Below are 25,701 nucleotides of genomic sequence, written 5' to 3'. Positions count from 1 at the left end.
ATAGCGAGCGGCGCGCGCGGCTGCCCGCCCCGCTGCCCGTCACCGGCGCGGCCGTCCGGGCCGGACGGCCGGCAGCCACGCGCGCTCGACGCGCAGCCCGAGCCAGATCAGCGCCGCGTAGGGCCAGATCCACGCGAGCCAGCGCGCGATGCTGTTGAAGTGCACGTAGCGCCCCTGCCGCCAGCCGGACAGCGTGAAGTCGAAGAACGGGTTGACGGGCAGCAGGTTGACGAGCGCGACGCCCGCGACGAGCGCGGCGGCGGCGAGCGCCGCCCGCCATGCATCGGGCACGTACAGCGCGGCGAGCGCCGCCGCGAAGCCGAGCTCGATGCCGAGCCGCGCGCCGGGCGTCGCCCACACGACGACGAGCCCGGTGGCCGACTGCATGAACGTCGCGGCGGACTTCAGCACGAGCGCCACGGCGACGAGCACGATCAGGAACCGCACGCGCGGCGCGCGCGGCCGCATCGCGAGCGACGCGATCGCGAGCGCGGGGAACAGCATCAGTCCGCCGAGCACGGCCTCCCATCCGGAATCGGACAGCCAGCCGTCGACCCGCTCGGGCCATGCCGACACGTGCCACGCGGCCAGCAGCCACGCGAGCAGCGCGTCCTGCATCGACGCGTCGGCGCGCTCCCACAGCGCGGCCGGCCAGTCGCCGATGCCGAACAGGAACGGGGAAGGAAACAGGATCGCGAACGGCCAGAGCGCGGCCAGCAGCAGCGGCGTCGCGCCGTCCGGCTGGAACCACGCGAAGCGCAGCCGCCTGAGCGCGCCGCGATCGAGCAGCGCGCCGGTCGCGGGCGCCATGAGCGCCGCGCCCAGCAGCGCGCCGAGCGCGTTGGCGGCGAGATCGAGATTCGACGCGACGCGCGTCGGCAGGTAGGTCTGCAGCGCCTCCATCGCCCCGGACAGCAGCGCGCCGAGCACGACGCCGGCGATCAGCGTCGCGCCGACGCCGCGCCAGCGCGGATGCAGCGCGAGCACCGCGAGGGCGCCGAACGGCAGGTAGCCGAGGACGTTCGTCACCACGTCGAACGCGGTCACGTAGCGCTGCATCGGCGCGAACAGGTAGTCGAACGGGCCGATGCCGAGCGCGGTCCAGCCGTCGAACGGATACAGCGACGCGTAGACGATGAGCGCCGCGTACGCGGCGAGCGCCTGCCGCGCCAGCGCCGATGCGCGGGGCGAGCCGGGCACGCTCATCGCGGGCGCCCGCGCATTACGGCGTGCCCGCGTAGGCCTGCATGCCGACCCAGGCGGCGATCTGCGCGACGAGGTCGTCGCTCGCCATCGCGAGCGCGCGCGCGCCGCCGGCGGCGTCCGGCGTGCTCGACGGCGCGCGCGCGACGAACGTGCGCTGGCCGAGCACCTTGCCGTCCTGCGTGAGCGTCGCGCGCGCGGTGACGGCGCCGTGGCTTTGCGACTCGCCGTCGAACACCTGCTCGAACTCGCTAAGGTCGATCCGCAGCGTCGGCGCGCGCACGCCGTCGGCGCCCTCGAGCACCGCGCCGCGCGACGACAGCGCGCCGCGCAGCCGCTGCGTGAGCAGTTGCGCGGGCGGCGCGGTCCAGCGGCTGTCGCGGTAGACGGCCATGCGCTGCGCATCCGCATAGGCGAGCCGGTAGACGAACTTGTCCGAATCGAGCGCTTCGGGCGCGGCGACGTCGAGCACCTTCAGCGCGGGGCCGCGGCCGGCGGCGGTCGCGACCGGCCCGGCCGGGCCGAGGTCATAGCGGGCGTTCGACAGCGCCGCGTTTTCGCTGGCGCAGCCGGCCGCGAGCGCGAGCGTCAGCGCGGCCAGCGCGGCGGCGGCCGGGCGCAGCGCGCGGGCGAGGGTTCGGGACATGACGTGTTCCTGCATGAGATTTCCGGATTCGATGATCAGTGGGCCGTCGCGCCCGGCCAGACGAAGCCCGCCTCGCCCGGCCCGGGCGCCGCGCCCGGCGCGCCGAACAGCAGGCTGCGCGGATTGCGGCCGAGCTCGCCCGCGACGTCCTTCAGCTGGCGCGACGCGTCGCCGACGCTCGCCGCCAGCGCATTGAAGCGCGGCAGCGTGTCGTACTGCACGCGCGCGTTCAGCTCGTTGAGCGCGTCGCCGATATGCTCGGCGGCCGTGCCGGCCTTGTTCAGGTTCGCGACGAGCGGCCCGTTCGGCTGCAGCAGCGTGTTCGCCGACGCCATCGCGCGGTTCACCTCGTGCATCGTGCCGGGCAGCGCCGCGACCGCCGGGCCGAGCTGCTTCGACAGCGTCGCCGCGCCGTCCGCCGCGTGCTGCAGGCTTTCCGCCGTCGCGCGCAGCTGCTCGCGCATCTCGGGCGACATCAGCTCGTTCGCGCTCTTCGCCGCCAGTTCGAGCTGCCGCAGCAGCACGTCGCCGCGCTGCTGGATCTGGTCGAACAGGCTCGGGTGCATCGGGATCTGCGCGACCGCCTTCACCGATGACGGCAGCGGCGACAGGTCGGTGCCCGTGTCGTCGAGCTGCACGAACGCGATGCCCGTCACGCCCTGGAAGCCGAGGCTGCCGAACGTCGACTGCGTGATCGGCGCGTCCTTGTCGACCAAGATGCGGATGCGGATCTGCCCGGGGCGCGAGCGGTCGAAGCCGATCGACTGCACCTTGCCGACGTCGAGGCCGCGAAAGCGCACCGCCGCGTCCGGAAACAGCCCGGTGACGTTGGTGCGCGCGATCAGGTCGTACGGAATCCGCACGGCGCGATCGACGTTGAACCAGAACACGGCGCCCGCGATCGCGAGCGTCAGCGCGATCGTGAACAGGCCGGCCCAGAACGCATGAGATTTGTTTTCCATTCGCGGGTTCCTTGCTACAGCTCGACGCTCGCCGGCGCCGGTTCGAGGGCTGCCGGCGGCAGCTTCGCGCGCCGCTCGGGCGGCAGCGCCTGCAGCGCGCGCCGGCCGCGCAGCCCCAGAAAATATTCGTGGATGAACGGGTGGTCGACGCTCGCGGCCTCCTCGACCGGCGCGGCGACCAGCACCTTGCGGTCGGCGAGCACCGCGACGCGCGTCGACAGCGCGACCATCGTGTCGAGATCGTGCGTCACCATCACGACGGTCAGCCCGAGCGTGCGGTGCAGCGTCGCGATCAGCTCGACGAATTCTTCCGACGCCTGCGGGTCGAGCCCCGCCGTCGGCTCGTCGAGGAACAGCAGCTCCGGCTCGAGCGCGATCGCGCGCGCGATGCCGACCCGCTTCACCATCCCGCCCGACAGCGCGGCCGGCATCTTCGACGCATGCTTGCACGGCAGCCCGACCATCTCGAGCTTGAGCATCACGATGTCGTGCAGCAGGTCGGCCGGCACGCGGCCGAGCTCGCGCAGCGGCTGCGCGACGTTGTCGAACACCGTCATCGACGAGAACAGCGCGCCCTGCTGGAACAGCATCCCGGAACGGGTGCGCATCACGCGCGACGTCGCCGCGTCGATCTTCGACGTATCCTCGCCGAACACCTTGATCGTGCCCGACGTCGGCCGCTCGAGGCCGAGGATCTGCCGCACCAGCGTCGTCTTGCCCGAGCCCGAGCCGCCGACGATCGACACGATCTCGCCGCGCCGCACGTCGAAGTCGAGCTTCTGGTGGATGATGTTGCGTCCGTAGCGCTTCGTCAGGTTGCGCACCTCGATCACGAGCTCGTCGCGCTGCGCAGCGCCGGCGGGCGCCGCGTCATCGGTTGTCGGCAGGTTCAGCATGTTCATCCGAGCCCCACGTTCTGAAACAGCATCGCGAACACCGCGTCGGCGAGGATCACGACCGTGATCGACGTGACGACCGACGTCGTCGTGCCTTCGCCGAGGCTCTGCGAGTTCGCCTTGATCCGGAAGCCGAAATGGCACGCGACGAGCGCGATCAGCATGCCGAACACGACGCCCTTGCCGAGCCCGATGTACAGGTTCGCGATCGGCACGACGCCCGGCAGCGAGCGCACGAAGAAGCTGAAGTCGATGCCGAGCGCGAGCTTCGCGGCGAGCGCGCCGCCCGTGAGCGCGATGATGTTGGTCCACATCACGAGCAGCGGCATCGCGACGCCGAGCGCGAGCACCCGCGGCAGGACCAGCCGCAGCCCGTGCGGGATGCCCATCACGCGCATCGCGTCGAGCTCCTCCGTCACGCGCATCACGCCGATCCGCGCGGTGATCGCCGAGCCCGAGCGGCCGGCGACGAGGATCGCCGACAGCACCGGCCCGAGCTCGCGGATCACCGACAGCCCCAGGATGTTCACGATATACCGGTTCGCGCCGAACATCTGCAGCTGCTGCGCGGACAGGTAGCTCAGCACGATGCCGATCAGGAACGCGACGAGCGCGGTGATCGGCAGCGCCTGCGCGCCCGCGCTGTAGACGTTCGCCGACGTCTCCTTCCACGGCATCGTCTTCGGCCGGCGCAGCACCGACAGCGCGTCGAGCATCACGCGGCCGAACATCGCGATGCCGCCCTGCAGATGCTCGGCGAACGTGAAGAGCGCGCGGCCGAGGCGCGTGACGGGATCGATGCGCGCGATGCGCTCGGGCGCCTCGCGCTGGCGGTCGAGCCGTTCGATGCGCTCGAAGATCGTGCGCTGGGTCTCGGTGAGCGCGATGCCGTCCGGCAGCTTGCGGCCCCAGACCCGCCACAGCGCCTGGCCGCCGACGTGGTCGATCCGCTCGATGCCGGACAGGTCCCATTCGCGCACGCGGCCTTTCGCGAGCCCCGCGACGCGGCGCGCGACGACGCCGCGATTGCGCGCCAGCGCGAGCGCGGTCCACTGTCCGTACAGGCGCACGGTCGGGCCCGGGCCGCCGGCATCGACCGACAGGCCGGGAGGAGTGTCGAAATCCAAGGCGGCTTGTTTGCAAATGAATGACACCGGCCATTGTAACGAACCGTCCGCTCCCGCGACGCGAGGATTTCCGCCGGGGGTGGCCAGCTGCGGACGACTTGCCGGCCGAGGCGCGCCGCCGCGGCGCCGCCCTCCCCGAACGCCCGCCGCTGGCCGCCCACGGCCGCCCGCCCGGTTTCGCCAGCCGTTGCGGCCCTTTCATTCCACCGTCACGTTTCCTTTCGATACTCTCACGCGCTGCACGACCGGCCGTCGGCGCGCCACGCGCCGCCTTCCGTGCAGACCACGACAACAGAACACCAAACAGGACAACCGATGCGATTCCCCTCGCTTCTCCGCCATCGCGCGCCGGCAGCCGCCGCGCTCGCGAGCCTCGCCTTTCTCGCCGCGTGCAACGGCGACGACGTGACCGCCCCGCCGTCGTCGCAGGCGCCCGCCGGCACCAAGGCGACCCTCGCGCTGCTCGAGACGACCGACCTGCACACGAACGTGCTCTCGTATGACTATTTCAAGCTCGCGGCGGACAACTCGCTCGGCTTCGAGCGCGTGTCGACGCTGATCGCGCAGGCGCGCGCGCAGTACCCGAACACGCTCCTGCTCGACAACGGCGACACGATCCAGGGCACCGCGCTCGCCGACTACCAGGCGCTCGTGAACCCGGTCGGCTGCGACCAGATGCTCGCGATCTACAAGGTGATGAACGCGGCGAAGTTCGACGGCGGCGGGATCGGCAACCATGAATTCAACTACGGGCTGCCGTACCTGTCGCAGGTGACCGGCAACACGTTCGACGTCGACGGCATGCCCCCGCAGCAGAAGAAGTGCGCGGGCCCGGCGTTCCCGCAGGTGCTCGCGAACGTGATCAGCGCGAAGACCAACGCGCCCCTCTTCACGCCGTACACGATCCTGACCCGCACGATCACCGCGACCACGCCGGACGGCAAGACGGTCAGCGCGCCGGTGAAGGTCGGCATCATCGGCTTCACGCCGCCCGCGATCATGAACTGGGACAAGCGCTGGCTCGACGGCAAGGTCTACACGACCGGCCTGAAGGAAGCGGCCGAGAAGTACATTCCGGAGATGCGCGCGAAGGGCGCGGAGCTCGTCGTCGCGATCTCGCACGGCGGGCTCGACAACTCGGCGTACTCGCCGACGATGGAAAACGGCAGCTGGTGGCTGTCGACCGTGCCGGGCATCGACGCGATGCTGATCGGCCACTCGCACCAGGTGTTCCCGGATGCGAACAGCACGGTGCCGCAGTTCAACCTGCCGGGCGTCGACAAGGTCAAGGGCACCGTCAACGGCGTGCCGACCGTGATGGCGAACTACTGGGGCAAGCACCTCGGCGTGATCAAGCTCGGCCTCGCGTTCGACGGCAAGACCTGGAGCGTCGACAAGTCGCTCACGACCGTCGAGGCGCGCCCGATCCAGAACGCGGACAAGAGCTACGTCGCCGCCGACCCGTCGGTGGCGGCCGCGATCGCCGCCGAGCACCAGGCGACGATCAACTATGTGAAGACGCCGATCGGCTCGACCGACTACCGGATGACCTCGTATTTCGCCGACGTCGGCGATCCGGGCGCGATCCAGATCGTCAACGAGGCGCAGGCCGACTACGTCGCGCGCTACGTGCAGGCGAACCTGCCGCAGTACGCGTCGCTGCCGGTGCTGTCGGTCAGCGCGCCGTTCAAGAGCGGCTTCGGCGGCGGCAACGACTTCACCGACGTCGCGCCGGGCGCGCTCGCGATCAACAACGCGGCCGACCTGTACCTGTACCCGAACACCGTCTACGCGGTGAAGGTGAGCGGCGCGGACGTGAAGAACTGGCTCGAGACCGCCGCGAAGCGCTTCAACCGGATCGATCCGACGCAGGCGACCGTGCAGAAGCTCGTCAGCAGCTTCCCCGGCTACAACTTCGACATGTTCACGTCCGCCGATCTGTCGTACGAGATCGACGTCACGCAGCCGGTCGGCAGCCGGATCAGGAACCTGGCGTACAAGGGCGCGCCGATCGACCCGAACGGGCAGTTCATCGTCGCGACCAACAATTACCGCGCGAGCGGCGGCGGCAACTTCCCCGGCCTCGACGGCAGCAAGACGATCTTCGCGTCGCCGGACGCGAACCGCGACGTGCTGATCGCGTTCATCAAGAAGCGCGGCGCGATCACGCGCGCGGCGGACGGCGCGCAGCGCAGCTGGCGCTTCACGAAGCTCGCGAGCTCGGTCGCGCACGTGCAGTTCGCGTCCGCGCCGAACCGCCTCGCCGACGCGGCGGCGGCCGGCCTGACCGGCATCACGCAGGTCGCGGCCGACGACGGCTCGGGCAAGAACCTCGCCACCTACGAGATCGACCTGACGCAATGACGACGCGAGCCACGATGCAACCGATCCGCACCATGCGGCCCGCCGAGGCCGGTTTCCCCGCCGCCGTGCGGCGTCTCGTGCGCGTGAAGCTGCCGCCCGCCGTGCTGCTGGCGGCGGCGGCCGTGACCGTCGCGGCGGTGGTCGCGGCGAGCGGCTGGCGCGGCGCCGGCCCCGCGCCGAGCGCCGCGCAGCTCGACGAATGGCAGGCGATGGTCACGCAGGCCGGCGAGCCGCACGCGCTCGCGCAATTGCGCACGCTCGCGCGCCGCGGCTCGGCCGACGCGCAGGCTGCGCTCGGCATCGCGCTAGTCGACGCGCGCGAGGCGGGGCTGCGCGACGAGGGGCGCAACTGGCTCGAAACCGCGGCACGGGCCGACGGGCAAGCCGACGCACCGGCCGCACGACGGGCGCAGCTCGCGCTCGGCAAGGCGCTGCTGCTCGGCAGCGGCGGGCTGCCGAAGGACTATGCGCGCGCCCGGACGCTGCTGGCCGCCGCCGCCGCGCACGGCGACCCGGCCGCCGCGTACTACCTCGGGCTGATCTATCGCAGCGGCTACGGCATCGCCGCCGATCCCGCGCAGGCGGCACGCTGGTTCGACGTGGCGTCGCGCGCGGACCTCCCTGCCGCCGACTTCATGCTCGCGAACGCGTATCGTGACGGCAGCGGCGTGCCGCGCGACGACGCGCGCGCGCTCGCGCTGTACCGGCGCGCGGCCGAGCACGAACTGCCGGAAGCGGTGCAGACGCTCGCGATGGCGTATCGCAACGGCGAGCTGGGGCTGCGGCCCGACGCGACCGAGTTCCACGCGCAGTGGATCGAGACCGCGCATGCATTGAAACATCCGGTGATCGCGCCGTGATGGCGGGGCGGGTGCGTGCAACCGCCAATCGCAGGCACCCGCCCGACGCGCCGCCCGGCACGCGCGGCCGCGCCCTGTCGCTACAATAGCCACCATGAACGCCCCCACCTCCTCCGACACGCCCGACTCCGGCGACGCGCACATCGCGCGCGGCCGGCTCGACGCGCACCTGGACGCCGCGCCGCGCGCGTGGCCGCTCGACATCGTCGCCGCGACCGGCTCGACCAATGCCGACCTCGCCGCCCGCCTGAAGGCGCTGCCGCGCACCGCGAACGCGCTGCCCGCGCCGCTCGTGCGGGTCGCGTTCGAGCAGACGGCCGGCCGCGGCCGGCAAGGCCGCCCGTGGTTCGCGCAGCCGGGCAACGCGCTGCTCTGCTCGGTCGGCTGCATCGTGCCGCGCCCGGTCGACGCGCTCGGCGGGTTGAGCCTCGCGATCGGCGTCGCGCTCGCCGAAGGGCTCGCCGGGCTGCCGCTCGACGCGCGCGCCGGGATCGCGCTCAAGTGGCCGAACGACCTGCTGCTGACCCGCCGACGCCGGTTCGACGCGCATCGTCGGCAAGCTCGCCGGGATCCTGATCGAAACGGTGTGGACGACACCCGACGCAACGGCCGTCGTGATCGGCTTCGGCGTCAACGTGCGCGGCGCGGAAGCCGTCGCCGCGCAGGTCGACGCGCAGCGCGCGCGCGAAGCGTCGAGCGCGGGCGCGCTGCCGCCCGCGGCGCTGTCGTCCGCGTGGGCGGAGGCCAACCTCACCGATACGCTCGCCGCGTCGCTGAACGCGCTCACGCCCGCGCTCGCGCAGTTCGCAGCAGACGGGCTCGCGCCGTTCGTGCCGCGCTGGCACGCGCGGCACGCGTACGCGGGCCGCGAAGTGGTGCTGATCGAGCAAGGCGTGGAACGCGCGCGCGGTATCGCGACCGGCATCGACGCGGCAGGCCAGTTGCTGCTCGACACGCCCGCCGGCGTGCAGGCGATCGCGGCCGGCGACGTGTCGCTGCGCGAGGCGCAATGAGCGCGCCGCACCTGCTGATCGACGCCGGCAACAGCCGGATCAAGTGGGCGCTCGCCGACACGCGGCGCGAGCTGGTCGAGACGGGCGCGTTCGGCCACGCGCGCGACGGCGGTGCCGATCCGGACTGGTCGCACGTGCCGCGCCCGCGCGGCGCGTGGATCTCGAACGTGGCCGGCGCAGAGGTGGCGGCACGGCTCGACGCGCTGCTCGATGCGCGCTGGCCGGGCCTGCCGCGCACGACGATCCGCGCGCGTGCCGCGCAGTGCGGCGTGACGAACGGCTATGCGACGCCCGACCAGCTCGGCAGCGACCGCTGGGCCGGCCTGATCGGCGCGCATGCGGCGTTTCCTGGCGAAGCGCTGCTGATCGCGACGTTCGGCACCGCGACGACGCTCGAGGCGCTACGTGCGGACGGGCGCTTCACGGGCGGATTGATCGCGCCGGGCTGGGCGCTGATGATGCGTTCGCTCGGCACGCACACCGCGCAGTTGCCGACGCTCACCACCGACATCGCGAGCGGCCTGCTTGCGGGTGCTCAGGCGGAGCCGTTCCAGCTCGACACGCCGCGCTCGCTGTCGGCGGGCTGCCTGTATGCGCAGGCCGGGCTGATCGAGCGCGCCTGGCGCGACCTGAACGCCGCCTGGCAAGCGCCGGTGCGGCTCGTGCTGGCGGGCGGCGCGGCGGACGACGTCGCGCGCGCGCTGACGGTGCCGCATACGCGCCACGACGCGCTGATCCTGTCCGGGCTGGCGCTGATTGCGGCGGAGATGGTTGCGAATGGTTGAAACGGGACGCACGCGCCGTCTGCTGCGCCGACGGACTGCGCGAACCGAATGACCAGCCCCGCGGCTGGCCTGACTGAATGACGAAAAGGGGTGTCGACGATGCTGCGCTGGCTGATCGCTGTTCTCTTTCTCGCCAACATGCTCGCGCTCGTGGTGGCGCGCGGCGTGTTCGGGCCGCTGCCGGCGGCCGGTCCGCGCGAACCGGGGATGCTGTCGCGACAGGTGCATCCCGATGAGCTGCGCGTCACACCGCTCGCGCACGCTGCTGATCAGGCGCTCACGGGCGGCCCGATCGCGGCACCGGCGGTGCCGGCGGAGCCGCTCGCGGCATCCGCACCCTGACGCCGCGCGCGGCGGCGCGGATTCAAGGCTGCTGCGCGCGCACCTTCTTCAGCAGCGCGGTGGTCGAGCGCTCGTGCTCGAACGGAATCGCCAGCGCCCGGCCGCCCCAGCCGCGCACCAGCGCGGATTCCGGCAGCGCATCCATGTCGTAGTCGCCGCCCTTGACGAGGATGTCCGGGTGCACGGCCTCGATCAGCGACACCGGCGTCTGCTCCTCGAACTTCACGACCCAGTCGACGCTTTCGAGCGACGCGAGCAGCGCCATCCGGTCGTCCTCGTGGTTGATCGGGCGGTCGTCGCCCTTGCCGAGCATGCGCACCGACGCGTCGCTGTTGACGCCGACGATCAGGCACGTGCCGAGCGCTTTCGCGTCGGCGAGATAGGTGACGTGGCCGCGATGCAGGATGTCGAACACGCCGTTCGTGAACACGACGGGCGCGGGCAGCGACGCGCGCAGTGCGACGAGCGCGTCGCGGGTGATCAGCTTACGTTCGAAGATAGCGGGCATGATGGGTGACTGGCGGAAGCGAACGGCGTGCGCGGCGCGCATGCCCAAGAAAAAGCCCGCCGAGCCGGGCGGGCTTCATGTCGCGCGCACCCTCGCCGGGCGCGCGTCTCGTCGTCAGGCCGGCTGGGCAGCCGACTGGCCGCCTTCGGCCTGCAGGCGGCCGGTGACTTCCTTGCGATACCGGTTGAGCTCCTGCGCGGTCGCGAACGTGCGCTCGAACAGGATCGACAGGTTGTGCAGGATGCGCTCGACGACCTTCTTCTCCCACTCGCCGTCGAAGCGGATCTGCTCGTCGAGCCAGCGCTCGAGCCACTCCGGATCGGGCAGGCGCGACTGCACGGTGTCGCGCGGGAACAGCGCCTGGTTCACGTGCAGGTTGGTCGGGTGCAGCGGCTTCTCGGTGCGGCGCGCCGACGCCATCAGCACGCCGATCTTCGCGAACGCCGCGCGCGCGACGTCGCCGCAGTTCGAGAGCGCCTTCTTCATGTAGCGCAGGTACGCGCCGCCGTGGCGGGCTTCGTCACGCGAGATCGTTTCGTAGATGTGCTTGATGACCGGCTCGGTGTGCCAGTCGGCCGCGCAGCGGTACCAGTGGTTCAGGCGGATCTCGCCGCAGAAGTGCAGCATCAGCGTCTCGAGCGGCGGCGCCGGATCGAACTCGAAGCGCACCGCGTGCAGCTCCTCCTCGGTCGGCACCAGCTCCGGCTTGAAGCGGCGCAGGTACTCCATCAGCACGAGCGAGTGCTTCTGCTCCTCGAAGAACCACACGCTCATGAACGCGGAAAAGTCGCTGTCGTGCTGGTTGTCGCGCAGGAACATTTCCGTCGCGGGCAGCGCCGACCATTCGGTGATCGCGTTCATCTTGATCGTCTTCGCCTGCTCGTCGGTGAGCAGCGAAGCGTCGAACTTGTCCCACGGAATGTCCTTCTCCATGTCCCAGCGGACAGCTTCGAGCGACCTGTAAAGTTCCGGATAAAGCATGGTGTTCATGATGGTCCCACCCCTGTTCTGCGCAATGCGACTTCTCTTAAACGTGACCGTTGCAGCAATGCGCGCGCGACGCGCTTTTTGCAACCAAGACTGTAATTTTACGCGTGAAACCAGCCCCCGGACGCAGATTCCACGTCCGGCAGCCGGGCGGCCGCGCTGCCGCCCTGAAGCACGCCGCGGCCCCGCTCCGTTCGAACGGAACCGGCTGCGCGTGCCCGATGTGGTGGCCGGCGCAAGCCGGCCCGTTGGCGAACCTGCCCGGCGCGACGCGGCTCCAGGCGGAATCGCGCACAGCGGCCGGCAAGCAGACTGCTCGATTTGATGTATTCGGCGGCGGCCATGATAGCACGCACGCATGACGGTTCCGAGACGCCCGCCCGGTCGCGCGCCGCCAATGGCGGTGCGACGAACGGTCGCGGGGCGCGCGTCGCGAAACACAACCAGCGCCTGCGCCGGCGCACTGCTCGCGGTCGCCGCGCAGCTGGAAAACGGTGGGGCGACTGTGCTCGACGTCACCGGCCTCGCGCGGTCGCGCCGCGTCGAGCCGCATCGAGCCGCGCGGAATCGCATCAGACCCGCATTTCACCCGCCGGCCTACCGTCACCGGACCGGGCGCCGGGCACCGCCGCGCTGCCGCCGTCGGCGCCCGCGATCCAGCCGGCGAGCGTGTCGTGCTGCGCGCAGCCGTCACGATAGCCGAGCTCGATCAGCTCGCGCGCGAATGCCTCCTCGAACAGCAGGTAGCTCGCGAACGACGCGCCCGCCGGCTGGCTGCCGCCGACCGCGCCGAGCAGTCCGCGCACGGTGAGCGGCAGCTGCTTCAGGTGTTTCGCGGCGATCAGCTCGATGCGCTCGGACGGCGCGATCGCCAGCACGTCGACGTGGCGCCAGCCGCTGTCCACTTCGACCTGGTGCGGCAGGTGCGTGATCATCCGGTTGATGTGCTCGATCCGTTCGATGTCCGAGCCGATCGAGTCGAGAAACACGCTCGCGAGCACCTGCTGGCCGATCTGCGCGAGCGACGGATAGCCGCGCACGAAGCCGCCGCCGTTCACCGGGATCTCCGGCCGCGGGTCGGCCGCGCCGACGACCACGATCCGGTCCGCGCCGAAATGGATCGCCGGCGACAGCGGCGCGATCTGGCGGATCGAGCCGTCGCCGAAATACTCGATCTGGCCGTCGAGCACGAGCGGCACGGCCGGGAACACGAACGGAATCGCCGACGACGCGAGCAGGTGCGACGCCGACAGGTCGACGAGCCGCGCGGTGCGCTGCGCGCGCCGCCACGCCTGAATCGGTTCGGCGGCCTGGTAGAACGTCAGATGGCGGCCGCTCGAATAGCTGAGCGCGGTCACCGCGAGCGCGTGCAGCGTGCGCGCCTCGAGCATCTGCTCGATCCGCTGGAAGCTCAACTCGCGCTGCAGCAGGTGCGCGAGCGGCGCGTTGTCCAGCAGGCCACGCGGCGAGCGGCGGGCCGCCCAGCCGAAGCTCATCGCCGCGAGCCAGCGCGCGCCCGCGGCGGCGATGCCGAGCCAGTCGGTGCGGTACACGTAGTCGGCGCGCAGGTGCTCCCAGAATTCGAGCAGGCGGCGCACGCCGTGCGAGAAATCGTCGGCGTGGCTCGCGATCGACGTCGCGTTGATCGCGCCGGCCGACGACCCGCACACGACGCCGAACGGCAGCGTGCGCCGTTGCGGATCGGCCGCGAGCGCGATCTCGGCCAGCGCCTTCAGCACGCCGACCTGATACGCGGCGCGCGCGCCGCCTCCCATCAGTACGAGCGCGAGCCGCATGGTCGGCCTGCAGGCTAGGTGCGAAGCGTCACGTCGAGCGCTTCGGCGGACGCGTTTCCGGCGACGACGCCGCGGCCGCGCGCGCGGCCGCCGAGCCGGCCGGCTTCGCGCGTTTCGCGGCGGGCTTGCGCGGCGCGGCTGCGCCCGCGCCCGCCGACCCAGCCGGTGCCGCAGCCGCCGCCGGTGCCGGCGCACCCGCGGCCGGCTCGGGCGCCGCGTCGGCCGGCGCCCCGGGCTGCGCGCCCGGCTGCGTCATCGCGAGGCTCGCGAGCTGGTTGAACTGCGCCTGCAGCAGGTTCCACCAGCCGGCCGGATCGAACGGCTGCTGCGCGGCGTCGCCGGCCGCGGGCGCGTCGGCGTCCGGCGCCGGCTGGCTCGCCTCGGCGCGCGGCGCGGACGCGGCCTGCGCCGCCGCGACGGCCGCATCCTCGGCGGCCGACATCGAGGTTTGCGCGAACGCGCCGAACGCGCGCAGCGTCGCGAGCGTCGCGCGCTGCACTTCCATCGCCTGGATCGCGGACTGCAGCATCCCGAGGTTCAGCTTCAGCCATTGCTCGACCGCGCGCAGGTCGGTGATGCGCTTGTCGAGCTCCTCGACGCTGGCGAGCGGCGCCATCATGTCGGACATGCCCGACAGCGACGGCGGCAGCCCGTGCGTCGCGCCGGGGAACGCGCCCATGCCGCCGAACGGCGTCATGCGAATCATTTCCCACATGCGTTCGAGCATGTCTGCGGGCTGGAAGCCGGCGAAGCCGGAGAAAGGATTGGAGCCGGAGGTATCGATCGTCATGCGGGCATCCTGGTTGACTGGGGGAGCGGCCGGATCGCCCGGCCGCCTGAATCGATCATAGCGCGCGTCAGAACGGCGCGCCGCCGGGGAAATCAGGCGCTCGCCGTTCGCGCAGCGAGCGGATCCCCTCCTGCACGTCGGGCCCCGAAAAACCCATGAATTCGAGCGCGAGCGACGCGTCGAAGGTCGGCCCCGCCGAGCGCAGCCAGTTGTTGAGCGCGTACTTGGTCCAGCGGATCGCCGTCTGCGAGCCGTGCGCGAGCTTCTCCGCGACCTCGTACGCCTTCGGCAGCAGGTCGGGCTCGTCGTCGACCGCGAGCGACACGAGGCCGATCCGCTCGGCCTCCTCGCCGCTCACCGGCTCGCACAGCAGCAGGTAGTACTTCGCCTTCGCCATCCCGCACAGGAGCGGCCACACGATCGCCGCGTGGTCGCCCGCCGCGACGCCGAGCCGCGTATGGCCGTCGATGATGCGCGCGCTCTTCGACGCGATCGAGATGTCGGCGAGCAGCCCGGCGACGAGCCCCGCGCCGACGGCCGGGCCGTGCATCGCGGACACGATCGGCTTGCTGCAGTTGATCACGTTGTAGACGAGGTCGCGCGCTTCGCGCCAGACCCGCGCGCGCACGTCGAAATCGTTCGCCATCTGCTCGACGAGCGCGAGGTCGCCGCCCGCCGAGAAGCCCTTGCCTTCGCCGCGGATCACCGCGACGCGCGTGTCGGGATCGCGATCGACGTCGCGCCAGATGTCGGCCAGCTCGCGGTGCATGCGCTCGTCGGCGGTCGCGAGGCCGCTCCTGTTCGCGCCTTCGCCGCTCATCACGATCTCGAGGATGCCGTGCGGCTGGCGCCGCACCTTCAGTGCTTCATAACCGCTGTAGATGGCGGTATCGGACATGCGCAGCTCCTTGCGGAAAACCCATGAGTCGAGTGTAGCCAAGCCCGGGCCGCCAAACATCGGGCGAAACCCGGCGCGCGGGCCGCAACCGGGTTGCGCCCGCGCGCGTGACGTTATGTCACGCGTCGCCGTCAAGCGGCGCGACCGACTGCTCGATCGCGCCGAAGATCGACTTGCCCGCGTCGTCGAACATCTCGATCTTCACGGTGTCGCCGTAGCGCATGAACTGCGTTTGCGGCGCGCCGTGCTCGATCGTCTCGAGGCAGCGCTTCTCGGCAATGCAGCAGTAGCCGCGCTTCGAATCCTTGTTCGACACCGTGCCCGAGCCGACGATCGAGCCCGCGCGCAGGTTGCGCGTCTTCGCCGCGTGCGCGATCAGCTGGCCGAAATGGAACACCATGTCGGTGCCCGCGTCGGGCTGGCCGACCTTCCTGCCGTTCCAGTGGACGATCATCGGCCGGTGCACGCGGCCTTCGCGCCAGTGCTCGCCGAGCTCGTCCGGGGTGACCGCGACCGGCGCGAACGCGGTCGCCGGCTTGCTCTGGAAGAAGCCGAAGCCCTTCGCGAGCTCGGCCGGAATCAGGTTGCGCAGCGACACGTCGTTGACGAGCGTGACGAGCCGCACCGCCTTCAGCGCGTCGTCGGGCGATGCGCTCATCGGCACGTCGCCGGTGATCACCGCGACTTCCGCCTCGAAGTCGATGCCCCATTCCTCGGACGGGCAGACGACGTCGTCGCGCGCCCCGAGGAAATCGTCGCTGCCACCCTGGTACATCAGCGGATCGGTCCAGAATTCCGGCGGCATCTCGGCGCCGCGCGCGCGGCGCACGAGCTCGACGTGGTTCACGTACGCCGAGCCGTCGGCCCACTGGAACGCACGCGGCAGCGGCGCCATGCAGTTCGCCGGATCGAACGGGAACGCGTGCCGCGCGCGGCCGTGGTTCAGCGCGTCGTACAGGTCGCGCAGCTGCGGCGCATAGAACGCCCAGTCGTCGAGCACGCGCTGCAGCGTCGGCGCGATCGCGTCGGCGATCGCCGCGGTGTGCAGGTCGCGCGACACCACGATCAGCTGGCCGTCGCGCGTGCCGTCCTTCAGCGAAGCAAGTTTCATAAGGGGAAGAATCTGCCGTTGTAGTGACGATGGAGGGAATCTATTTTACGATGGTGAATCCGTGCGGCGCACCGCGCTTGCGAGCGCCGCGGCCGATTCGAACTTTCCGTCCAGATCGCGCGTCGCGCGCCGTTGCCCCATGCCCGCCAGCCAGCTCCCAGACGACGATCTCACCGACTCCGACACCGCCGACGAAGCCACCGGCGACGGCGGCGACAACGGCGAGAAGGTCCGCTCCGGCATCCAGTCGATCGAGGTCGGCTTCCGCCTGCTCGACGTGCTGACGAGCGAGCCGCGCGCGATGATGCTGCGCGATCTCGCGCAGCGCGCGGGCATGAGCCCGGCGAAGGCGCACCGCTACCTCGTCAGCTTCTCGCGGCTCGGCGTCGTGTCGCAGGACCCCGTCTCCGGCCGCTACGAGCTCGGCGGCTTCGCGCTGCAGATGGGCCTCGCGCGGCTCGCGCGGGTCGACGGCGTGAAGCTCGCGCGGATCGCGCTGACCGAATTGCGCGACCGGCTCGACCAGACGGTCGGCATCGCGGTGTGGGGCAACCAGGGCCCGACGATCGTGCACTGGATGGAATCGAGCCATCCGGCGAAGGCGTCGCTGAAGCTCGGCGACGTGATGCCGCTGCTCGGCTCCGCGACGGGCCTGCTGTTCGCCGCGTACCTGCCGCGCGGCAAGACCGCCGCGATGATCGAGCGCGAGCTCGCCGACACGCGCCGCTCGCCGCATCACGGCGGGCCGCGCACGCTCGCCGAGGTCGACGCGGCGCTCGCGGACGTGCGCGCCCATGCGGCCGCGCGCGTCGAAGGGATGCTGCTGCCGACGATCCATGCGTTCTGCATGCCGGTGTTCGACGCGGTCGGCGAGCTCGCGCTCGCGATCCTCGCGCTCGGCCACGAAGGCGCGTTCGACATCGCGTGGGGCGGCGAGATCGACACCGCGCTGCGCGCCTGCGCGCAGAAACTGTCGTACGAACTCGGCTATAGTCCGGACGCGCGCGACGCCTGACGGGCGGCGCGCGCCCCTGCCCGCGATGCACGCGAACGCGCGGCGCGCGCGGCGGTCCGAGCTGTGACGCGCGGCACGTCCGCTGCGCCATGGCCTTCCTTCCGCTCCATTTCGTCGATGCCGCCTGCCGCCACCCGTCCTCGTCACGTCCTGCCCCGCCGCTGGCTGCGCGCGGGCGTCGCGCTCGTCGTGGTGCTCGTGCTGCATGCGCTCGCCGCGCTGTGGTTCACGCGTCATCGCGAACCGTTCACGCCGCCGGCTCCCGCCGAGGTGCCGGTGCAGATCGAGCTGCTGAAGCCGCGGCCGATCGAGCGCCGGCCCGCGTCGAAACCGGTCGACGCGCCGGCCGCGGCCGCCGCCGCGCCCGCGAAGCCGGCCCGCGCGGCGCGCAAGCCGGCGCCGGCGCAGCCGCGCGTGCTGACGTCGACGCAGACCGCCGAGCACGGCGAGCCGTCGCCTGCTGCGGCATCGGGAGCATCGGCCGCGTCGGCAGCGAGCGGCACGGCTGGCGCGTCCGGCGCGCAAGCAGCATCGGCCGCGAGCGCCGCGACGGCCGGCCCCGCGTCGAACGGCGTGAAATTCGCCGCGCCGCCGTCCGGCGACCTGCAATACGATGCGTTCTTCAACGGCATGCAGAACTCGACGGGGACGATCCACTGGCGCACCGACGGACAAACGTACGAGCTGTCGGTGACGATGCCGGTGCCGTTCGTCGGCCCGTTCAGGTACCGGAGCCAGGGCCGCGTCGATGCATACGGGATCGCGCCCGACCGATACGTCGAGCAGCGCGGCAAGCGCCCGGAGGACATCGCGATCTTCAACCGCGAGATCCGGCAGGTCGTGTTCACGCGCACGCCGGACAACGCGCCGCTGCCCGACGGCGTGCAGGACCGCTTCAGCATGCTGATGCAGCTGTCGGGCCTCGTGCGCGGCAATCCCGACGCCTACCGGCGGGGCGTCACGCAGCAGTTCTTCGTGATCGACAACAACAGCGGCGAGACCTGGCCGATCACGGTGATCGGCGACGAGCCGGTGCAGACCGCCGCCGGCTTCATCGAGACGCGGCACTTCATGCGCCTGCCGCGCCGCGCCGGCGACACGCGGCGCATCGACATGTGGCTCGCGCCGTCGCTCGGCTGGCTGCCCGCGCGGCTCGTGCAGACGGAACCGAACGGCGCGCAGATCGAGCTGCTGTGGCACGGCCCGCTCGCGCCGCCGGCTGCACCGGCTGCATCGACCGTCCCGGCTGCACCGGCTGACCGCTCGGCGCCGGACGCAACGAACGCGCCTGCCCCGGCATCGGCATCTGCCGCGCCGGCGAGCGAGCCGGCTGGCCCTACGCAACAGCCGTCCGAGCAGCCGCCGATGCCCGCGCCGGCGGACGCGACGCCCGCCTCCGCGCCGCCTGCACAATGAAGCCGCACCGATCGGCAATTTCGACCGATTAAAGGTATTGAAAAAATGGCCGATGACACTCTTTAACAACTATTTCGGTACACCGGCCGACAATAGGAAACGTTTCTGAGATATCGGCTTCTAACCGATACACCCCATGCAGAGGGAGCGGGGTGTGCAGCGCAAGCCCCTTGAAACCGGCGAGGTCTACCCCACCTAGGGGAACAACAAGGCCAGAAGCCACTGCGAAGAGGAGTGCCGCCATGCAAATGATCTACAACAGCCCCAACTACTGCGTCGTCGAGTTCCCGCCGCAGGTCGGCCATCACGCGATGAATTCGGGTGGCTACGAAATCGTCGACAAGAACGCGCAGCGCGAGATCTTCATCGACGGCGAACTCGCCGCCCGGTTTCGCGAGCACGTGAAGCAACTGATCGAGGACGAGCCGTCGCTCGACGAAGTCGACGAATTCCTCGGACAGTTCGACAGCCTGATGATGATGCCCGTCGTCCTGCATTGACGACGCGCGGCCCGGCGCCACGCCGGGCCGTTTGCCGCGCTTGCGCGGCCCCGCGAGCACTCCGATCCAAGCCCCCGTCCGGTTCGCCGGGCGGGGGTTTTCGTTTGAGGCGGCCGCCGGCCCGCTCGGTGGCGCGCATCACGGCCGCCGCCCAGCGCGAGCGCGGGCGACGCGCCGGCGCAGCGGCTACAATGGCGCTTTTCCCGTCTTCGCCGCTCTGCCGCCATGTCTGCGTCCCCTCTCGCCGCTTCCGCCCCGCCCGCCGCGCGCTACACGCGCGGCGCCCGGCTGCCCGCGCTGCTCAAGCAGCGCATCCTGATCCTCGACGGCGCGATGGGCACGATGATCCAGCGCTACAAGCTCGACGAGGCCGCGTATCGCGGCGAGCGCTTCAAGGACTTCCCGCGCGACATCAAGGGCAACAACGAGCTGCTGTCGCTCACGCAGCCGCAGATCATCCGCGAGATCCACGACCAGTACTTCGCGGCCGGCGCGGACATCGTCGAGACCAACACGTTCGGCGCGACGACGGTCGCGCAGGCCGACTACGGGATGGAAGATCTCGTCGTCGAGATGAACGTCGAATCGGCGAAGCTCGCGCGCGAATCGGCCGCGAAATACGCGACGCCGGACAAGCCGCGCTTCGTCGCGGGCGCGATCGGGCCGACGCCGAAGACGGCGAGCATCTCGCCGGACGTCAACGATCCGGGCGCGCGCAACGTCACGTTCGACGAGCTGCACGACGCGTACTACGCGCAGGCGAAGGCGTTGCTCGACGGCGGCGTCGACCTGTTCCTCGTCGAGACGATCTTCGACACGCTGAACGCGAAGGCCGCGCTGTTCGCGCTCGACCAGCTGTTCGAGGACACCGGCGAGCGCCTGCCGGTCATGATCTCGGGCACCGTCACCGACGCGTCGGGCCGCATCCTGTCCGGCCAGACGGTCGAGGCGTTCTGGAACTCGCTGCGCCATGCGAAGCCGCTCACGTTCGGCCTGAACTGCGCACTGGGCGCGGCGCTGATGCGCCCGTACATCGCCGAGCTCGCGAAGCTGTGCGACACCTACGTGTCGTGCTACCCGAACGCGGGCCTGCCGAACCCGATGAGCGACACCGGCTTCGACGAAACGCCCGACGTCACGTCGGGCCTGCTGAAGGAATTCGCGCAGGCCGGGCTCGTGAACCTCGCGGGCGGCTGCTGCGGCACGACGCCCGAGCACATCGCCGCGATCGCGAAGGCGCTCGCCGAAGTGAAGCCGCGCCGCTGGCCGGCCCAGTACAGCGACGCCGCCTGACCCGACCGATTCCACGCCCGTCTCACACCACACGAATTCGCACCGCCATGACCGATCACACGATGCGCCTTGCCGGCCTCGAGCCGTTCAACGTCACGTCCGGGACGCTCTTCATCAACGTCGGCGAACGCACCAACGTCACCGGCTCGAAGGCGTTCGCGCGGATGATCCTCAACGGCCAGTTCGACGAGGCGCTCGCCGTCGCGCGCCAGCAGGTCGAGAACGGCGCGCAGGTGATCGACATCAACATGGACGAGGCGATGCTCGACTCGAAGGCGGCGATGGTGCGCTTCCTGAACCTGATCGCGTCGGAGCCGGACATCGCGCGCGTGCCGATCATGATCGACTCGTCGAAGTGGGACGTGATCGAGGCGGGCCTCAAGTGCGTGCAGGGCAAGGCGATCGTCAACTCGATCTCGCTGAAGGAAGGCGAAGACGCGTTCGTCCATCATGCGAGGCTGATCCGCCGCTACGGCGCCGCGGCCGTCGTGATGGCGTTCGACGAGCAGGGCCAGGCCGACACGTTCGCGCGCAAGACCGAGATCTGCAAGCGCTCGTACGACGTGCTCGTGAACCAGTGCGGCTTCCCGCCGGAAGACATCATCTTCGACCCGAACATCTTCGCGGTCGCGACCGGCATCGAGGAGCACAACAACTACGCGGTCGACTTCATCGAGGCGACCCGCTGGATCAAGCAGAACCTGCCGTACGCGAAGGTGAGCGGCGGCGTGTCGAACGTGTCGTTCTCGTTCCGCGGCAACGACCCGGTGCGCGAGGCGATCCACACGGTGTTCCTGTACCACGCGATCCAGGCGGGGATGGACATGGGCATCGTCAACGCGGGCCAGCTCGGCGTGTATGCGGAGCTCGACCCGGAGCTGCGCGAGCGCGTCGAGGACGTGATCCTGAACCGCCGCGCGGATTCCACCGACCGCCTGCTCGAGATCGCCGACAAGTTCAAGACCGGCGCCGCGAAAAAGGAAGAGAACCTCGAGTGGCGCAACCAGCCGGTCGAGAAGCGGCTCGCGCACGCGCTCGTGCACGGCCTCACGAACTTCATCGTCGAGGACACCGAAGAAGCGCGCGCGAAGATCGCCGCGGCGGGCGGCCGCCCGATCAACGTGATCGAAGGCCCGCTGATGGACGGGATGAACGTGGTCGGCGACCTGTTCGGCCAGGGCAAGATGTTCCTGCCGCAGGTCGTGAAATCGGCGCGCGTGATGAAGCAGGCGGTCGCGCACCTGATCCCGTTCATCGAGGAAGAGAAGCGCCTGCTCGCGGAAGCCGGCGGCGACGTGCGCGCGAAGGGCAAGATCGTGATCGCGACCGTGAAGGGCGACGTGCACGACATCGGCAAGAACATCGTGTCGGTCGTGCTCCAGTGCAACAACTTCGAAGTGGTCAACATGGGCGTGATGGTCCCGTGCAACGAGATTCTCGCGAAGGCGAAGGTCGAGGGCGCGGACATCATCGGGCTGTCGGGCCTCATCACGCCGAGCCTCGAGGAAATGGCGTACGTCGCGTCGGAAATGCAGCGCGACGACTACTTCCGCGTGAAGAAGATCCCGCTGCTGATCGGCGGCGCGACCACGTCGCGCGTGCACACGGCCGTGAAGATCGCGCCGAACTACGAAGGCCCCGTGGTCTACGTGCCGGACGCGTCGCGCTCGGTGTCGGTCGCGTCGAGCCTGTTGTCCGACGAAGGCGCGGCGAAGTACCTCGACGAGCTGAAGTCCGACTACGAGCGCATCCGCGACCAGCACGCGAACAAGAAGGCGCAGCCGATGGTCACGCTCGAGCAGGCGCGCGCGAACAAGACCAAGATCGACTGGGCGAACTACCAGCCGGTCAAGCCGAAGTTCATCGGCCGCCGCGTGTTCAGGAACTACGACCTGAACGAGCTCGCGAACTACATCGACTGGGGCCCGTTCTTCCAGACCTGGGATCTCGCGGGCCCGTACCCGGCGATCCTGAACGACGAGATCGTCGGCGAATCGGCGCGCCGCGTGTTCTCCGACGCGAAGTCGATGCTCGCGCGGCTGATCCAGGGCCGCTGGCTGACCGCGAACGGCGTGATCGCGCTGTTGCCGGCGAACACGGTCAATGACGACGACATCGAGATCTACACCGACGAATCGCGCTCGGAAGTCCTGCTCACGTGGCGCAACCTGCGCCAGCAGAGCGTGCGCCCGGTGGTCGACGGGGTGATGCGGCCGAACCGCTCGCTCGCCGACTTCATCGCGCCGAAGGAATCGGGCGTCGCCGACTACATCGGGATGTTCGCGGTGACGGCCGGCCTCGGCGTCGACATGAAGGAAAAGCAGTTCGAAGCCGACCACGACGACTACAGCGCGATCATGCTGAAGGCGCTCGCGGACCGCTTCGCGGAAGCGTTCGCCGAAGCGATGCACGCGCGCGTGCGCCGCGAGCTGTGGGGCTATGCGGGCGGCGAGACGCTCGACAACGATGCGCTGATCGCGGAAAAGTACGTCGGCATCCGGCCCGCGCCCGGCTATCCGGCGTGCCCGGACCACCTCGTGAAGCGCGACATGTTCGAAGCGCTTAATGCGGAAGAGATCGGCATGACGGTCACCGAGTCGCTGGCGATGCTGCCGGCGGCGAGCGTGTCGGGCTTCTACCTCGCGCACCCGGACAGCACGTATTTCTCGGTCGGGAGAATCGGACAGGACCAGCTCGAGGACTACGCGCAGCGGATGGCGCTGTCGCTCGACGACGCGCGCCGCGCGCTCGCGCCGCAGCTCTGATCCGCATCGGCGCGCGCCGCCCTTTCATCCGATGAATGCCCAGCAAAAAGCCCGCTCGAGAGCGGGCTTTTTGTCGTGCCGGCGGCCGGCGGAGCTTAGAAACCCCAGTGCACGTCGGCCTGGCCGGCCTTCGCTTCGCGCAGCATCGACAGGAACGGCGCGACGCGCTGCGCGAGGCTCGGCGGCACTTCGTGGTGCGCGTGGTCGTCGTCGTCCTCGTGGAAATGGCCCGCATGCTCGGCACGCTCCTGCTTCGCCTGCGTGACGGCGTCTTCCAGCTTCGCGATCGCGTGATCCAGCTCGTCGTGCGTAATCACGCCGCGCTCGCCGAGCTGCTTGCCGACGAGACCCAGCACATAGACGGCGAAATCCTTCAGCACGTCGAGATCCTGTGCCGCCTTGCTTTTGAACGTAATCATGACTATTCCCTTTTCATCTTGTTGTGCCCGCCGGGCCCGGCTGGGGCCGCCGGCGGGCCGGCGGCCGGCCTCGAGCACGCGTGGCGCCTGAGCGGCATATTAGCACCTGTTAAAATTCTGCGATCCCTGAAACGCGCGCTTAAAAGGAGCGCGCCGGCCCGCCGGCTTCCCGGCTGCCACCAACGAAGCCTTCTACCAGCATGCTGCCAGCCCAAAAACAGACCCTCGAAGCCCTGCTCGCGGATAGCGTCAAGCAGGTCGCACACGCCCTGAAAGGCGCCGACGCGGCAAACGCCGACGTAGCGTTCGTCACGCCCGCCATCACGCTCGAGCGCCCGAAGGTTGCCGCGCACGGCGACGTCGCGTGCAACGTCGCGATGCAGCTCGCCAAGCCGCTGGGCGCGAACCCGCGCCAGCTCGCCGAGCGGATCGTCGCGGCCCTCACCGCGCAGCCCGGCGCGCAAGGCCTCGTCGAGGCCGCCGAAATCGCCGGCCCCGGCTTCATCAACCTGCGCCTGACGGCGGCGGCCAAGCAGGCCGTGATCGCCGCGGTGCTCGCGGAAGGCCGCGGGTTCGGCCTGTCCACGCGCGAACACGGCAAGCGAGTGCTGCTGGAATTCGTGTCGGCGAACCCGACCGGCCCGCTGCACGTCGGCCACGGCCGCCAGGCGGCGCTCGGCGACGCGCTCGCGAACGTGATCGCGAGCCAGGGCTGCGCGGTGCACCGCGAGTTCTACTACAACGACGCCGGCGTGCAGATCGGCAACCTCGCGATCTCGACCCAGGCGCGCGCGCGCGGCCTGAAGCCGGGCGACGCGGGCTGGCCGGAAGCCGCGTACAACGGCGAGTACATCGCCGACATCGCGCGCGACTACCTGAACGGCGAGACGGTCGCCGCGAAGGACGGCGAGCCGGTCAAGGGCGCGGGCGACGTCGAGGATCTCGAAGCGATCCGCAAGTTCGCGGTCGCGTACCTGCGCCACGAGCAGGACATGGACCTGCAGGCGTTCGGCGTGAAGTTCGACCAGTACTACCTCGAATCGTCGCTGTACAAGGAAGGCCGCGTCGAGCAGACGGTCGACGCGCTGATCAAGGCCGGCGTGACTTACGAGCAGGACGGCGCGCTGTGGCTGCGCACGACCGACAACGGCGACGACAAGGATCGCGTGATGCGCAAGACGGACGGCACCTACACGTACTTCGTGCCGGACGTCGCGTACCACGTGACCAAGTGGGAGCGCGGCTTCACGAAGGTGATCAACATCCAGGGCTCGGACCACCACGGCACGATCGCGCGCGTGCGCGCCGGCCTGCAGGGGCTGCACATCGGCATCCCGAAGGGCTACCCCGACTACGTGCTGCACAAGATGGTCACCGTGATGCGCGACGGCCAGGAAGTGAAGATCTCGAAGCGCGCGGGCAGCTACGTGACGGTGCGCGACCTGATCGAATGGTCGGGCGGCGCGGCGCCGGGCCAGGAGGCGGCGCCGGACCTGATCGACGAGGCGACGATCACGCGCGGCCGCGACGCGGTGCGCTTCTTCCTGATCTCCCGCAAGGCCGACACCGAGTTCGTGTTCGACATCGACCTCGCGCTGAAACAGAACGACGAGAACCCGGTCTACTACGTCCAGTACGCGCACGCGCGGATCTGCTCGGTGCTCAACGAATGGAAGTCGCGCTACAACGGCGAGCTCGCGAAGCTGCCGGGCGCCGACCTGTCGCAGCTCACGAGCACGCAGGCCGCGTCGCTGATGCAGAAGCTCGCCGAGTATCCGGACATGCTCTCGCACGCCGCGAACGAGCTGGCGCCGCACGCCGTCGCGTTCTACCTGCGCGACCTCGCTGGTGAATTCCACTCGTTCTACAATGCGGAGCGCGTGCTGGTCGACGACGAAGCGCCGCGCACCGCGCGCGCCGCGCTCCTCGCCGCGACCCGGCAGGTGCTGGAGAACGGCCTGGCGATGCTCGGCGTCTCCGCGCCCGCCAAGATGTAAGTCGCCCG

Annotated in this window: 22 protein-coding genes and 1 pseudogene; 11 read left to right on the top strand and 12 right to left on the bottom strand. The window is 70.3% G+C overall.

Annotated elements, in window-relative coordinates:
• Positions 1–39 precede the first annotated feature (39 nt).
• The 5 genes from WJ35_RS12645 to WJ35_RS12625 are packed head-to-tail and all read right to left on the bottom strand — an operon-like array spanning position 40 to position 4,834.
• Positions 40–1,206 carry a VanZ family protein gene (locus WJ35_RS12645; RefSeq protein WP_069239258.1) on the bottom strand — a complete coding sequence of 389 codons (1,167 nt, stop codon included), beginning with the start codon at positions 1,204–1,206 and terminating at the stop codon, positions 40–42.
• A gap of 16 nt (positions 1,207–1,222) precedes the next feature.
• The gene (locus WJ35_RS12640; protein ID WP_420480892.1) at positions 1,223–1,864 is read right to left on the bottom strand and encodes an ABC-type transport auxiliary lipoprotein family protein; all 642 of its coding nucleotides are present in this window, start codon (positions 1,862–1,864) and stop codon (positions 1,223–1,225) included.
• Positions 1,865–1,884: 20 nt separating this feature from the next.
• The gene (locus tag WJ35_RS12635; protein ID WP_060235900.1) at positions 1,885–2,811 is read right to left on the bottom strand and encodes an MlaD family protein; all 927 of its coding nucleotides are present in this window, start codon (positions 2,809–2,811) and stop codon (positions 1,885–1,887) included.
• A 14-nt stretch (positions 2,812–2,825) separates the two neighbouring features.
• Complete coding sequence (locus WJ35_RS12630; RefSeq protein ID WP_060235899.1) at positions 2,826–3,713, bottom strand: ABC transporter ATP-binding protein; 888 nt, start codon at positions 3,711–3,713, stop codon at positions 2,826–2,828.
• Positions 3,710–4,834: an MlaE family ABC transporter permease gene (locus tag WJ35_RS12625; RefSeq protein ID WP_060235897.1), complete on the bottom strand. Its 1,125-nt coding sequence runs from the start codon at positions 4,832–4,834 to the stop codon at positions 3,710–3,712. The genes WJ35_RS12630 and WJ35_RS12625 overlap by 4 nt, the downstream gene beginning before the upstream one ends.
• 315 nt (positions 4,835–5,149) lie before the next feature.
• On the opposite strand from WJ35_RS12625, the gene WJ35_RS12620 reads away from it, so the two are divergent.
• From WJ35_RS12620 to WJ35_RS12600, 5 genes and pseudogenes are all read left to right on the top strand, one after another.
• Positions 5,150–7,198 (top strand): bifunctional 2',3'-cyclic-nucleotide 2'-phosphodiesterase/3'-nucleotidase, encoded by a 2,049-nt coding sequence (locus tag WJ35_RS12620; protein WP_060235895.1) that lies wholly within the window; start codon positions 5,150–5,152, stop codon positions 7,196–7,198.
• 14 nt (positions 7,199–7,212) lie between these two features.
• Positions 7,213–8,058, top strand: coding sequence for a tetratricopeptide repeat protein (locus WJ35_RS12615; protein ID WP_069239433.1), 846 nt, complete (start codon positions 7,213–7,215; stop codon positions 8,056–8,058).
• A 94-nt stretch (positions 8,059–8,152) separates the two neighbouring features.
• Positions 8,153–9,071 (top strand): annotated as a pseudogene (locus WJ35_RS12610) (biotin--[acetyl-CoA-carboxylase] ligase).
• Positions 9,068–9,856 carry a type III pantothenate kinase gene (locus WJ35_RS12605; protein ID WP_060235886.1) on the top strand — a complete coding sequence of 263 codons (789 nt, stop codon included), beginning with the start codon at positions 9,068–9,070 and terminating at the stop codon, positions 9,854–9,856. The pseudogene WJ35_RS12610 and the gene WJ35_RS12605 overlap by 4 nt, the downstream one beginning before the upstream one ends.
• A gap of 99 nt (positions 9,857–9,955) precedes the next feature.
• Entirely contained in the window at positions 9,956–10,198 is a 243-nt protein-coding gene (locus tag WJ35_RS12600; RefSeq protein WP_060235884.1) for a hypothetical protein, read from the top strand.
• A 22-nt stretch (positions 10,199–10,220) separates the two neighbouring features.
• Here WJ35_RS12600 and rfaE2 read toward each other — a convergent pair whose 3' ends face one another.
• From rfaE2 to WJ35_RS12570, 6 genes are all read right to left on the bottom strand, one after another.
• Positions 10,221–10,706 (bottom strand): D-glycero-beta-D-manno-heptose 1-phosphate adenylyltransferase, encoded by a 486-nt coding sequence (gene rfaE2, locus WJ35_RS12595; RefSeq protein ID WP_060235882.1) that lies wholly within the window; start codon positions 10,704–10,706, stop codon positions 10,221–10,223.
• A gap of 114 nt (positions 10,707–10,820) precedes the next feature.
• The gene (locus tag WJ35_RS12590) at positions 10,821–11,696 is read right to left on the bottom strand and encodes a ferritin (protein WP_029226324.1); all 876 of its coding nucleotides are present in this window, start codon (positions 11,694–11,696) and stop codon (positions 10,821–10,823) included.
• A 569-nt stretch (positions 11,697–12,265) separates the two neighbouring features.
• Positions 12,266–13,489 carry a patatin-like phospholipase family protein gene (locus tag WJ35_RS12585; protein WP_069239257.1) on the bottom strand — a complete coding sequence of 408 codons (1,224 nt, stop codon included), beginning with the start codon at positions 13,487–13,489 and terminating at the stop codon, positions 12,266–12,268.
• A gap of 28 nt (positions 13,490–13,517) precedes the next feature.
• On the bottom strand, positions 13,518–14,279 hold the full coding sequence (locus WJ35_RS12580; RefSeq protein ID WP_069239256.1) for a PhaM family polyhydroxyalkanoate granule multifunctional regulatory protein: 762 nt from the start codon (positions 14,277–14,279) through the stop codon (positions 13,518–13,520).
• Between the two features lie 67 nt (positions 14,280–14,346).
• Positions 14,347–15,177, bottom strand: coding sequence for an enoyl-CoA hydratase/isomerase family protein (locus tag WJ35_RS12575; RefSeq protein ID WP_069239255.1), 831 nt, complete (start codon positions 15,175–15,177; stop codon positions 14,347–14,349).
• A 118-nt stretch (positions 15,178–15,295) separates the two neighbouring features.
• Positions 15,296–16,288, bottom strand: a complete 993-nt coding sequence (locus tag WJ35_RS12570) for a fumarylacetoacetate hydrolase family protein (RefSeq protein ID WP_010090529.1) — start codon at positions 16,286–16,288, stop codon at positions 15,296–15,298.
• Between the two features lie 139 nt (positions 16,289–16,427).
• Between WJ35_RS12570 and WJ35_RS12565 the strand changes: the two genes are divergently transcribed.
• The 5 genes from WJ35_RS12565 to metH all read left to right on the top strand — a co-directional run bounded on the left by WJ35_RS12565 (position 16,428) and on the right by metH (position 23,277).
• Entirely contained in the window at positions 16,428–17,303 is an 876-nt protein-coding gene (locus WJ35_RS12565) for an IclR family transcriptional regulator (protein WP_029226323.1), read from the top strand.
• A gap of 117 nt (positions 17,304–17,420) precedes the next feature.
• On the top strand, positions 17,421–18,719 hold the full coding sequence (locus tag WJ35_RS12560; RefSeq protein ID WP_069239254.1) for a DUF3108 domain-containing protein: 1,299 nt from the start codon (positions 17,421–17,423) through the stop codon (positions 18,717–18,719).
• A 242-nt stretch (positions 18,720–18,961) separates the two neighbouring features.
• Positions 18,962–19,219 (top strand): DUF3567 domain-containing protein, encoded by a 258-nt coding sequence (locus WJ35_RS12555; protein WP_069239253.1) that lies wholly within the window; start codon positions 18,962–18,964, stop codon positions 19,217–19,219.
• A 225-nt stretch (positions 19,220–19,444) separates the two neighbouring features.
• A complete protein-coding gene (locus WJ35_RS12550) occupies positions 19,445–20,512 on the top strand; it encodes a homocysteine S-methyltransferase family protein (protein WP_069239252.1) in 1,068 nt (355 codons plus the stop codon).
• A 47-nt stretch (positions 20,513–20,559) separates the two neighbouring features.
• Entirely contained in the window at positions 20,560–23,277 is a 2,718-nt protein-coding gene (gene metH, locus WJ35_RS12545) for a methionine synthase (RefSeq protein WP_060235874.1), read from the top strand.
• 95 nt (positions 23,278–23,372) lie between these two features.
• On the opposite strand, the gene WJ35_RS12540 is transcribed toward metH, so the two are convergent.
• On the bottom strand, positions 23,373–23,696 hold the full coding sequence (locus tag WJ35_RS12540) for a DUF1840 domain-containing protein (RefSeq protein WP_010090522.1): 324 nt from the start codon (positions 23,694–23,696) through the stop codon (positions 23,373–23,375).
• A gap of 200 nt (positions 23,697–23,896) precedes the next feature.
• Between WJ35_RS12540 and argS the strand changes: the two genes are divergently transcribed.
• Positions 23,897–25,693, top strand: a complete 1,797-nt coding sequence (argS, locus tag WJ35_RS12535; RefSeq protein WP_060235872.1) for an arginine--tRNA ligase — start codon at positions 23,897–23,899, stop codon at positions 25,691–25,693.
• Positions 25,694–25,701 lie beyond the last annotated feature (8 nt).

Origin of the sequence: Burkholderia ubonensis (assembly GCF_001718695.1) — a bacterium.
In the GTDB taxonomy this organism is placed as follows: domain Bacteria; phylum Pseudomonadota; class Gammaproteobacteria; order Burkholderiales; family Burkholderiaceae; genus Burkholderia; species Burkholderia ubonensis_B.
Note: the sequence above shows the minus strand (reverse complement) of the source record. Positions and strands in the feature narration are given on the sequence as shown.

What these genes read in the sequence shown, in the direction of transcription:
- WJ35_RS12645 (WP_069239258.1), bottom strand. Translation starts at nt 1,206, where the DNA reads ATGAGCGTGCCCGGCTCGCCCCGCGCATCGGCGCTGGCGCGGCAGGCG.
- WJ35_RS12640 (WP_420480892.1), bottom strand. Translation starts at nt 1,864, where the DNA reads ATGCAGGAACACGTCATGTCCCGAACCCTCGCCCGCGCGCTGCGCCCG.
- WJ35_RS12635 (WP_060235900.1), bottom strand. Translation starts at nt 2,811, where the DNA reads ATGGAAAACAAATCTCATGCGTTCTGGGCCGGCCTGTTCACGATCGCG.
- WJ35_RS12630 (WP_060235899.1), bottom strand. Translation starts at nt 3,713, where the DNA reads ATGAACATGCTGAACCTGCCGACAACCGATGACGCGGCGCCCGCCGGC.
- WJ35_RS12620 (WP_060235895.1), top strand. Translation starts at nt 5,150, where the DNA reads ATGCGATTCCCCTCGCTTCTCCGCCATCGCGCGCCGGCAGCCGCCGCG.
- WJ35_RS12615 (WP_069239433.1), top strand. Translation starts at nt 7,213, where the DNA reads ATGCAACCGATCCGCACCATGCGGCCCGCCGAGGCCGGTTTCCCCGCC.
- WJ35_RS12605 (WP_060235886.1), top strand. Translation starts at nt 9,068, where the DNA reads ATGAGCGCGCCGCACCTGCTGATCGACGCCGGCAACAGCCGGATCAAG.
- WJ35_RS12600 (WP_060235884.1), top strand. Translation starts at nt 9,956, where the DNA reads ATGCTGCGCTGGCTGATCGCTGTTCTCTTTCTCGCCAACATGCTCGCG.
- rfaE2 (WP_060235882.1), bottom strand. Translation starts at nt 10,706, where the DNA reads ATGCCCGCTATCTTCGAACGTAAGCTGATCACCCGCGACGCGCTCGTC.
- WJ35_RS12590 (WP_029226324.1), bottom strand. Translation starts at nt 11,696, where the DNA reads ATGAACACCATGCTTTATCCGGAACTTTACAGGTCGCTCGAAGCTGTC.
- WJ35_RS12585 (WP_069239257.1), bottom strand. Translation starts at nt 13,489, where the DNA reads ATGCGGCTCGCGCTCGTACTGATGGGAGGCGGCGCGCGCGCCGCGTAT.
- WJ35_RS12580 (WP_069239256.1), bottom strand. Translation starts at nt 14,279, where the DNA reads ATGACGATCGATACCTCCGGCTCCAATCCTTTCTCCGGCTTCGCCGGC.
- WJ35_RS12575 (WP_069239255.1), bottom strand. Translation starts at nt 15,177, where the DNA reads ATGTCCGATACCGCCATCTACAGCGGTTATGAAGCACTGAAGGTGCGG.
- WJ35_RS12570 (WP_010090529.1), bottom strand. Translation starts at nt 16,288, where the DNA reads ATGAAACTTGCTTCGCTGAAGGACGGCACGCGCGACGGCCAGCTGATC.
- WJ35_RS12565 (WP_029226323.1), top strand. Translation starts at nt 16,428, where the DNA reads ATGCCCGCCAGCCAGCTCCCAGACGACGATCTCACCGACTCCGACACC.
- WJ35_RS12560 (WP_069239254.1), top strand. Translation starts at nt 17,421, where the DNA reads ATGCCGCCTGCCGCCACCCGTCCTCGTCACGTCCTGCCCCGCCGCTGG.
- WJ35_RS12555 (WP_069239253.1), top strand. Translation starts at nt 18,962, where the DNA reads ATGCAAATGATCTACAACAGCCCCAACTACTGCGTCGTCGAGTTCCCG.
- WJ35_RS12550 (WP_069239252.1), top strand. Translation starts at nt 19,445, where the DNA reads ATGTCTGCGTCCCCTCTCGCCGCTTCCGCCCCGCCCGCCGCGCGCTAC.
- metH (WP_060235874.1), top strand. Translation starts at nt 20,560, where the DNA reads ATGACCGATCACACGATGCGCCTTGCCGGCCTCGAGCCGTTCAACGTC.
- WJ35_RS12540 (WP_010090522.1), bottom strand. Translation starts at nt 23,696, where the DNA reads ATGATTACGTTCAAAAGCAAGGCGGCACAGGATCTCGACGTGCTGAAG.
- argS (WP_060235872.1), top strand. Translation starts at nt 23,897, where the DNA reads ATGCTGCCAGCCCAAAAACAGACCCTCGAAGCCCTGCTCGCGGATAGC.